At 72.2% G+C, this 9,081-nt stretch carries 1 protein-coding gene; it reads right to left on the bottom strand.

Translation table 11 applies throughout. From position 1 onward, the window contains the following. A partial coding sequence (locus tag K8638_RS43810) for a non-ribosomal peptide synthetase (protein ID WP_223760748.1) occupies positions 1 to 9,081 on the bottom strand: 9,081 nt, incomplete at both ends.

The following is a 9,081-nucleotide window of genomic DNA, read 5'->3' as shown; positions in this document are numbered from 1 at the left end:
CACCTGCGCTTCAATCACCTGCGGGATGTTGCGCTCGGACGCCTCGGGCAGGCGCGTGTCGTTCCACGTCACCAGCAGCTGCTCGCGCTCCGTGTCGGAGAGGAGCGGCAACTCCGCGAGACGCGTATCGGGCCGGGCCACGGCGGCGGTCAGCAGCGAACGCAGGTGACCCACCATGCGCTCCACGGTGGCGGCCTCGAAGAGGTCCACCGCGTATTCGAGGACGCCCTCGTAGCCCTGAGCGGTACGCGTCAGGCCCAGCGTCAGCTCGAACTTGGCGCTCCGTGCCTGGGCATCGAAGCCGCGGACGCTCAGGCCCTTGCCTTCACCGGCTCCCGTTGCCTGCGAGGACGCGTCGGGCACGTTCTCCAGGGTGAACATCACCTGGAACAGCGGCGTGCGGCGCAGGTCGCGCGGGAGCTGTAGCTCCTCGACGAGCTTCTCGAAGGGCACGTCCTGGTGCGCGTAGGCCCCCAGCGTCGTCTCCCTCACCTTCGCGAGCAGCTCGCGGAAGGTCTGCTCACGCCCCACGCGGGTGCGCAGGGCCAGCGTGTTGACGAAGAAGCCGATGAGGCTCTCGGTCTCCGAGCGGTTGCGGCCGGCGATGGGCGAACCGACGGAGATGTCGTCCTGGCCGGAGTAGCGGGCCAGCAGCGTCTGGAAGCCCGCCAGCAGCAGCATGAACGGGGTGACACCCTCGCGGCGGGCGAGGGCCTCCAGGGCTTCGGCGACAGGGCCGGCCAGCGACACGGGCACGGAGGCGCCGCGGCGAGACGGCACGGCCGGGTAGGGCCTGTCGGTGGGAAGCTCCAGGGCTGCCGGGGCGTCAGCGAGCTGCCCACGCCACCAGGCGAGCTGGGCCTCCAGAACGTCGCCTCGCAGCCAGCCGCGCTGCCACGACGTGAAGTCCGCGTACTGCACGGGCAGCTCGGGCAGCGGAGAAGGCTTGCCCGAGGTGAACGCAGCGTAGAGGGCCGTCATCTCGCGGATGAGCACGCCCATGGACCAGCCGTCGGAGACGATGTGGTGCATCGTCAGCAGCAGGACGTGCGCCTCGTCCGCGAGGCGCAACAGCGTCGCGCGCAGCAGCGGGCCCTGGCTCAGCTCGAACGGACGCTGGACCTCCTGCTCCGCGAGCCGGTGGGCCTCGGCCTCACGGGCCTCGGCGGGCACCGTGCCCAGGTCCACGACGCGCACGTGGAAGGGCGCGGGCGCGGAGATGAGCTGCGCGGGCTGTCCGTCGGTGGCGACGAAGGTGGTGCGCAGCGACTCGTGGCGGCGGACCAGCTCCGTGAACGCGCGCTCCAGGGCCGTCACGTCCAGCACGCCTTCCAGGCGCAGGGCCGAGAAGAGGTTGTACGCGGGGTTGCCCGGCTCGAGCTGGTCGATGAACCACAGGCGCTGCTGGGCGAAGGACAGCGGCATCGCCTCCGTGCGGGGCACGGGCACCAGCGGCGGAGCCTGGACGCCGTGGCCGGCACGGACCGCGTCGTCGATGCGGGCGGCGAGCGCGGCGAGGTGCGGCGCCTCGAAGAGGTCACGCAGCGGCAGCTCCGCCTTGAAGGCGTCGCGGATGCGCGAGATGACCTGCGTGGCCAGCAGTGAGTGGCCCCCCAGCTCGAAGAAGTTGTCCCGCGCGCCCACCTGGGCGACGTGGAGCACCTCGGCCCAGAGCGAGGCGAGCAGCTCCTCGGTGGGCGTGCGAGGGGCGACGAAGCCGTCAGCCGGACGCGAGGTGTCCGGCGCTGGCAGGGCCCTGCGGTCCACCTTGCCGTTGGCCGTCAGCGGCAGCGCGTCGAGTGACACGAGCGCCGAGGGCACCATGTACTCGGGGAGCTGCTGCTGGAGGAACCCGCGCAGGTCCTTCGTGTCGATGGCCTGACCGGCCTTCGGCGCGACGTAGCCCACGAGACGCTTGTCGCCGGGCACGTCCTCGCGCACCACCACCACCGCGTCGGCGACGGCCGTGTGCTGGCGGAGGACGGATTCAATCTCTCCCAGCTCGATGCGGAAGCCACGCACCTTCACCTGGCTGTCGATGCGGCCCAGGTACTCCAGCTCGCCGTTCGCCAGCCAGCGCACCTTGTCACCCGTGCGGTACAGCCGGGCGCCGGTGTCCTCGACGAACGGATTCAGCAGGAACCGCTCCGCCGTCAGCTCCGGCCGGTTCAGGTAGCCACGGGCCACGCCGACGCCGCCGATGAACAGCTCGCCCGGCACACCCACCGGCACCGGCTGCATCGCCGCGTCCAGCACGTAGGCCGTCGTATTCGCCAGCGGCCGGCCGATGGACGGCGCGCGGCCGTCCGCCACGCACTCCACCCACGAGGACATGACCGTGGCCTCGGTGGGGCCGTACGTGTTGAGCAGGCGCCGGCCCGGAGCCCAGCGCGTCACCACCGAGGCAGGGCAGGCCTCACCACCCGTGATGACCGTGGTCAGCGCCGGAAGTCCCTCGGAGGGCGTCGCGGCCAGGGCGGCCGGCGTGGTGCTGAGTGTGTTGATGGACAGCTCCGCCAGCAGCCGGTGCAGCGGCTCGCCCGGCATGAGCGACTCGGCGCGTGCCAGGACCAGCGTGCCGCCCGAGGCCAGCGTGGTGAACACCTCCTCCACGGAGATGTCGAAGCCCAGGTTGGCCATCTGCAGCATCCGCGTGCCTGGGCCGGTGCCGTACACCCGCCGCTCCTGGGTCACGAGGTTGCACGCGCTCCGGTGCTCGATGAGCACGCCCTTGGGGCGGCCCGTGGAGCCGGACGTGTAGATGACGTAGGCGAGGTTGCGCGGGCCCGCGCCGCCGGCGACGCGCTCGCTGGTGACGGTGACGGACACGTCCTCCAGGTAGACGACCTGCCCGTCGTACGCGGGCAGGCCCGAGGCGAGCCGCCGCTGGGTGAGCAGCACCGGCGCGCCGCAGTCGGCCAGCAGGAAGGCCCGGCGCTCGCGCGGGAGCGTCGGGTCCACCGGCACGTAGCCGCCGCCGGCCTTGAGCACGCCCAGCACGGCCACCACCATCTCCAGCGAGCGCTCCACGCTCACGGCCACCCGGGTCTCCGGGCGGACGCCCAGCGTGCGCAGGTGACGGGCCAGCGAATCGGCCCGCGCGTCCAGCTCGCGGTAGGTGAGGGACTGGCCCTCGAAGACGAGCGCCGTGGCGTCCGGAGTGCGGTCCACCTGCGCCTCGACGAGGCCGTGCAGGGTGGCCTCGCCCGGGAAGTCGGCGGTGCCGCCGCTCCACTCCACGAGCACCCGCTGGCGCTCCTCGGCGGTGAGCAGGCTCACCTCGGACAGGGCGCGGTCGGGCTGCGCGCACAGGGCCTCCAGCAGCGTGCCGAGGTGGCCGGCCATACGCTCCACCGTGGCCTCGTCGAAGAGGTCCACGCTGTACTCCAGCGAGCCGCCGAAGCCCGAGCTCTCGCGCGACAGCGTCAGCGACAGGTCGAACTGGGCGGTGCGGCCCTCCACCGGGAAGGCCGCCATGCGCAGGGCCTCACCCGACGCCCCACCGGACATCTGCGTGGGCACCGGCATGTTCTGCAAGGTGAACATCACCTGGAACAGCGGCGGGCGGCGCGTGTCGCGCGAGGGCTGGAGCTGCTCCACCAGCCGCTCGAAGGGCACGTCCTGGTGGGCGTAGGCCCCCAGCGTCGTCTCGCGGACGCGGGCGAGCAGCTCACGGAAGGTGGGCGCGCCGTCCAGCTTCGTGCGCAGGACGAGCGTGTTGATGAAGCAGCCCAGCAGCCCCTCCGTCTCCGCGCGGTTGCGGCCGGCGATGGGCGAGCCGACGGTGACGTCATCCTGGCCGCTGTAGCGCGACAGGAGCACCTGGAAGGCCGCCAGCAGCAGCATGAAGGGCGTGGCGCCCTCCGCGCGGGCCAGCGCCTCCACGGAGGCGGAGAGCGGCTCCGGCAACCGCACGGGCACGTGCGCGCCGCGCGGAGTGGGCACGGCCGGACGCGGCCTGTCGGTGGGAAGCTCCAGCGCTTCCGGAGCGCCCTCGAGCTGCCGGCGCCACCAGGCGACCTCGGCGTCCAGCACCTCGCCCTGGAGCCAGCCGCGCTGCCACGAGGCGAAGTCCGCGTACTGCACCGGCAGCTCCGGCAGGCGCAGCGTGCCACCCGAGGCGTGCGCCTCATAGGCGGCCACCATCTCGCGGACGAGCACGCCCATGGACCAGCCGTCGGACACGATGTGGTGCATCGTCAGCAGCAGGACGTGGTCGTCGGAGGCCAGCCGCAGCAGCGTGGCGCGCAGCAGCGGCCCGCGGGCCAGGTCGAAGGGCTTGAGCGCCTCCTGCTCCGCGAGCCGGCGCGCCTCGACCTCCAGGGACTCCGCCGGGGTTCCGGCGAGGTCCACGACGAGCAGCGGCACCACCTGCTCGGCGGCGATGTGCTGCACGGGGCGTCCACCCTCGGTGGGGAAGGACGTGCGTAGCACCTCGTGGCGCTGGACGATGGCATTGAGGCTCAGCTCCAGGGCACGCGCGTCGAGCTTCCCCTGGAGCCGCAGCGCCGAGGGGATGTTGTACGCGGGGTTGCCCGGCTCGATCTGGTCGATGAACCACAGGCGCTGCTGCGCGAAGGACAGCGGCAGCGTCCCGGTGCGAGGCACGGGCTGGAGGGCCGGAGCCCGCGCGCCCTGGCCGGTGCGCGCCTCCACGCGGAGGGCGAGCGCGGCCACCGTCGGGGCCTCGAACAGGTCGCGCAGCGGCAGCTCCACGCCGAACACGTCACGGACGCGCGAGACGAGCTGCGTGGCGAGCAGCGAGTGGCCGCCCAGGTCGAAGAAGTTGTCCTCCGCGCCCACGCGCTGGACGCCGAGCAACTGGCTCCACAGGCCCGCCATCAGCTCCTCGGCGGGCGTGCGCGGAGCGACGTACTCGGCGCCCGCGAGCTGGGCCTCCGGGTCCGGCAGCGCCTTCCGGTCGATCTTGCCGTTCGGGGTGAGCGGCAGGGCCTCCAGGGGCACGAAGGCGGAGGGCACCATGTACTCGGGCAGGCGCGCCTTGAGGAAGTCGCGCAGCTCGGGCACGGAGAGCGTCTGGCCGGGCTTCGCGGCGAGCCACGCCACCAGCCGCTTGCCGCCGGGGCCGTCCTCGCGCGCCAGCACGATGCACTCGCGGACCGCCGGGTGCTGCGCCAGCGCCGCCTCGATTTCGCCCAGCTCGATGCGGAAGCCGCGGATCTTCACCTGGAAGTCCAGGCGGCCGAGGTACTCCAGCGAGCCGTCTTCGCGCCACCGCGCCTTGTCGCCGCTGCGGTAGAGCCGCGCGCCCGGCGTGGACCGGAACGGGTCCGGCACGAAGCGCTGGGCGGTGAGCTCCGGCCGGCCCAGGTAACCACGGCCCAGGCCCGCGCCGCCCACGTACATCTCACCGGGCACGCCCACCGGCACCGGCTGCATGTGCTCGTCCAGCACGTAGAGCCGCAGGTCCGGGATGGGCACGCCCACGTCGCTGCCCCGCGCCTCGCGCGAGTCCACCTCGGACAGCGGCCGGTACGTCACGTGCACTGTCGTCTCGGTGATGCCGTACATGTTGACGAGCCGGGGCGCGTTCTCCGCATGCCGCGCGTACCAGGGGCGCAGGCTGGCGAACTCCAGCGCCTCGCCGCCGAAGATGACGTAGCGCAGCGACAGCCCCTCGCTCTCGCCCGTGCGCTCCTCGTGGTGGATGAGCTGGCGGAAGGCGGACGGCGTCTGGTTGAGCACCGTCACGCCCTCGCGGCGCAGCAGCGCGTGGAAGGCCGCCGGGGTGCGGCTCACCTCGAAGGGCACCACCACCAGCTTGCCGCCGTACAGCAGCGCGCCCCACAGCTCCCAGACGGAGAAGTCGAACGCGTACGAGTGGAACAGCGTCCACACGTCGCGCGGGCCGAAGTCGAACCAGGCGTCGGTGGCGCGGAACAGGCGCACCACCTGGGCGTGCTCCAGCTGCGCGCCCTTGGGCCGGCCGGTGCTGCCGGACGTGTAGATGATGTAGGCCAGGTTGTGCGGCTGCGCGCCGGAGCGCGGCGCGTGCGAGGGCGCGTGGGCCCAGGCCGGGGACGCGTCGTCCAGGCAGAGCACCTGGGTGTCACCGGTGGGCAGGCCGTCGCGCAGGTGGCGCTGGGTGAGCACCACCGGCACCCGGGTGTCTTCGCACATGAAGGCGAGGCGGTCCTTCGGGTAGGCCGGGTCCATGGGCACGTAGGCGCCACCGGCCTTGAGGATGGCCAGCAGGCCCACCACCAGTTCCAGCGAGCGCTCCACCGCGATGCCCACCGGCACCTCGGGTCCGACGCCCAGCGAGCGCAGGTGGTGCGCGAGCCGGTTGGCGCGCTCGTCGAGCTGACGGTACGTGAGCTGCTGGTCCTCGAAGACGACGGCGATGGCGTCCGGCGTGCGCGCGGCCTGGGCCTCGAAGAGGCCGTGCAGGCAGTCGACGGGGTACTCCTTGCCGGTCGCGTTCCGCGCGTCGAGCTGGTGGCGCTCCTCCTCGGTGAGGAGGGACAGCTCACGCAGGCGGCGGTCCGGCGAAGCGACAGCGCAGGTGAGCAGCGCGTTCAGGTGGCCGGCCAGCCGGCGGATGGTGGACTCCTCGAACAGGTCGGTGGCGTAGGCGACGAAGCCGGAGAAGCCGTCCTCGCCCTGGCTCAGGGTGAGCGACAGGTCGAACTGGGCCGTCGTGTTGGCGATGTCGAGCGGGCTCACGCGCAGCTCCGAGCCGGACTGCGCACGCTCATCGTGTCCCGGCGCGTTCTGCAAGGTGAACATCACCTGGAACAGCGGCGTGCGTCCGAGGTCGCGGGCGGGCTGCAGCTCCTCGACGAGCTTCTCGAAGGGCACGTCCTGGTGCGCGTAGGCGCCCAGCGTCGTCTCCCGCACCTTCGCGAGCAGCTCGCGGAAGGTCTGCTCCCCGGCGACGCGGGTGCGCAGGACCAGCGTGTTGACGAAGAAGCCGATGAGGCCCTCCGTCTCCGCGCGGTTGCGGCCGGCGATGGGCGAGCCGACGGTGACGTCGTCCTGGCCGGAGTAGCGGGACAGGAGGAGCTGGAACGTCGCCAGCAGTGCCATGAAGGGCGTGACGCCCTCGCGCTGGCACACGTCGAGCAGGGCCGAGGAGAGCGCCTTCGACAGGTGGACGGGGAGCGTCGCGCCGCGGAACGACTGCACGGACTTGCGAGGCTTGTCGGTGGGCAGCTCCAGCGCCGCCGGAGCGCCGCCGAGCTGCTCGCGCCACCAGCCGAGCTGGGTAGCCAGCGTGTCGCCTTGCAGCCAGCCGCGCTGCCACGAGGCGAAGTCCGCGTACTGCACGGGCAGCTCGGGCAGGGACAGCGTCTGGCCCGAGGTGGACGCGCCGTACAGCGCGGTCATCTCGCGGACGAGGACGCCCATGGACCAGCCGTCGGAGACGATGTGGTGCATCGCCAGCAGCAGGACGTGGTTGTCCGTGTCCAGGCGCAGCAGGGTGGCGCGCAGCAGCGGGCCGCGAGCCAGGTCGAACGGGCGTACCGCCTCCTGGGCCGCGAGCTGGTGGGCCTCGGCCTCGCCGCGCTCCTCGGGGAGCACCGACAGGTCGATGACCGGGACGGTGAAGGCGGAAGGCGCGGAGATGACCTGCGTGGGCTGGCCGTTGACGGAGACGAACGTGGTGCGCAGCGCCTCGTGGCGGCCGACCAGCTCCGTGAACGCGCGCTCCAGGGCGGAGACATCCAGCGCGCCTTCCAGACGGAGCGCGGTGAAGATGTTGTACGCCGGGTTGCCGGGCTCGAGCTGGTCGATGAACCAGAGCCGCTGCTGAGCGAAGGACAGCGGCAGCGTGCCGGTGCGGGACACGGGCACCATCGGCGGAGCCTGGACGCCATGGCCGGCGTTCACGGCGGAGTCGATGCGGCCGGCGAGGGCGGTGAGGGTGGACGCCTCGAACAGGTCACGCAGCGGCAGCTCCACCTTGAAGGTGTCACGGACGCGGGAGATGACCTGGGTGGCCAGCAGGGAGTGGCCGCCCAGCTCGAAGAAGTCGTCCTGCGCGCTCACCTGGGTGAGGTGGAGCACCTCGGCCCAGATGGAGGCGAGGAGCTGCTCGGTGGGCGAGGAGGGCGCGACGAAGGTGTCCTCGCGCGAGGCGGAGGCCTCCGGTGCGGGCAGGGCCCTGCGGTCGACCTTGCCGTTCGGCGAGAGGGGCAGGGCCTCCAGCGTGACGAAGGCGGAGGGCACCATGTACTCGGGCAGGCGGCCTTGCAGGAAGTCACGCAGGGCCTTCGTGTCGAGCGTCAGGCCCTCCTCCGCCACGGCGTAGGCCACCAGGCGCTTGTCGCCGGGAATGTCCTCGCGGGCGATGACCGTCACCTCGCGCACCGACGGGTGCTGGAGCAGCGCGGCCTCGATTTCACCCGGCTCGATGCGGAAGCCGCGGATCTTGAGCTGCGTATCCGCGCGGCCGAAGAACTCGATGCGGCCGTCGGGCAGCCAGCGCGCCACGTCGCCCGTGCGGTACATGCGCGCACCGGGGGCGGCGAACGGATTGGGCACGAAGCGCTCGGCGGTGAGCTCCGGCCGGTGCAGGTAGCCCAGCGCCAGACCCTGGCCGCCGATGTACAGCTCGCCACGCACGCCCACGGGCACCGGCTGGCCATTGCCGTCCAGCAGGTACACCTGGGTGTTGGCGATGGGCCGGCCGATGGAGACGGACGCGCCCACCTGCTCCACGGACGTCATCGGGTAGCAGGCCGCGAACGTCGTGCTCTCGGTCGGGCCGTAGCCGTTGACGAGCATTCCGCCGCGCTCCAGCCGCTGACGCACGCGCGCCACGGAGAGCACGTCACCACCGGCCAGGAGCTGGCGCACGCCGTCGAGAGACTCGGGATGCTGCGCCATCATCTGGTCGAAGAGGGCGGCGGTCAGCCACAGCGTGGTGATGGAGTGGCTGGAGATGAAGCGGGCCAGCTCCTGCAGAGACGGCGTCTGGGGCGGGAAGATGACGAGGCGCGAGCCGTGCAGCAGCGCGCCCCACAGCTCCAGGGTGGAAGCGTCGAAGGAGATGGGAGCGAGCTGGAGGAAGGTCTCCTCCGGGCCGAAGTGGATGAAGGTGGAGCCACTCACCAG

It is taken from the genome of Myxococcus sp. RHSTA-1-4 (assembly GCF_020037125.1).
In the GTDB taxonomy this organism is placed as follows: domain Bacteria; phylum Myxococcota; class Myxococcia; order Myxococcales; family Myxococcaceae; genus Myxococcus.
This window is presented reverse-complemented; position numbering and strand designations above follow the sequence as displayed.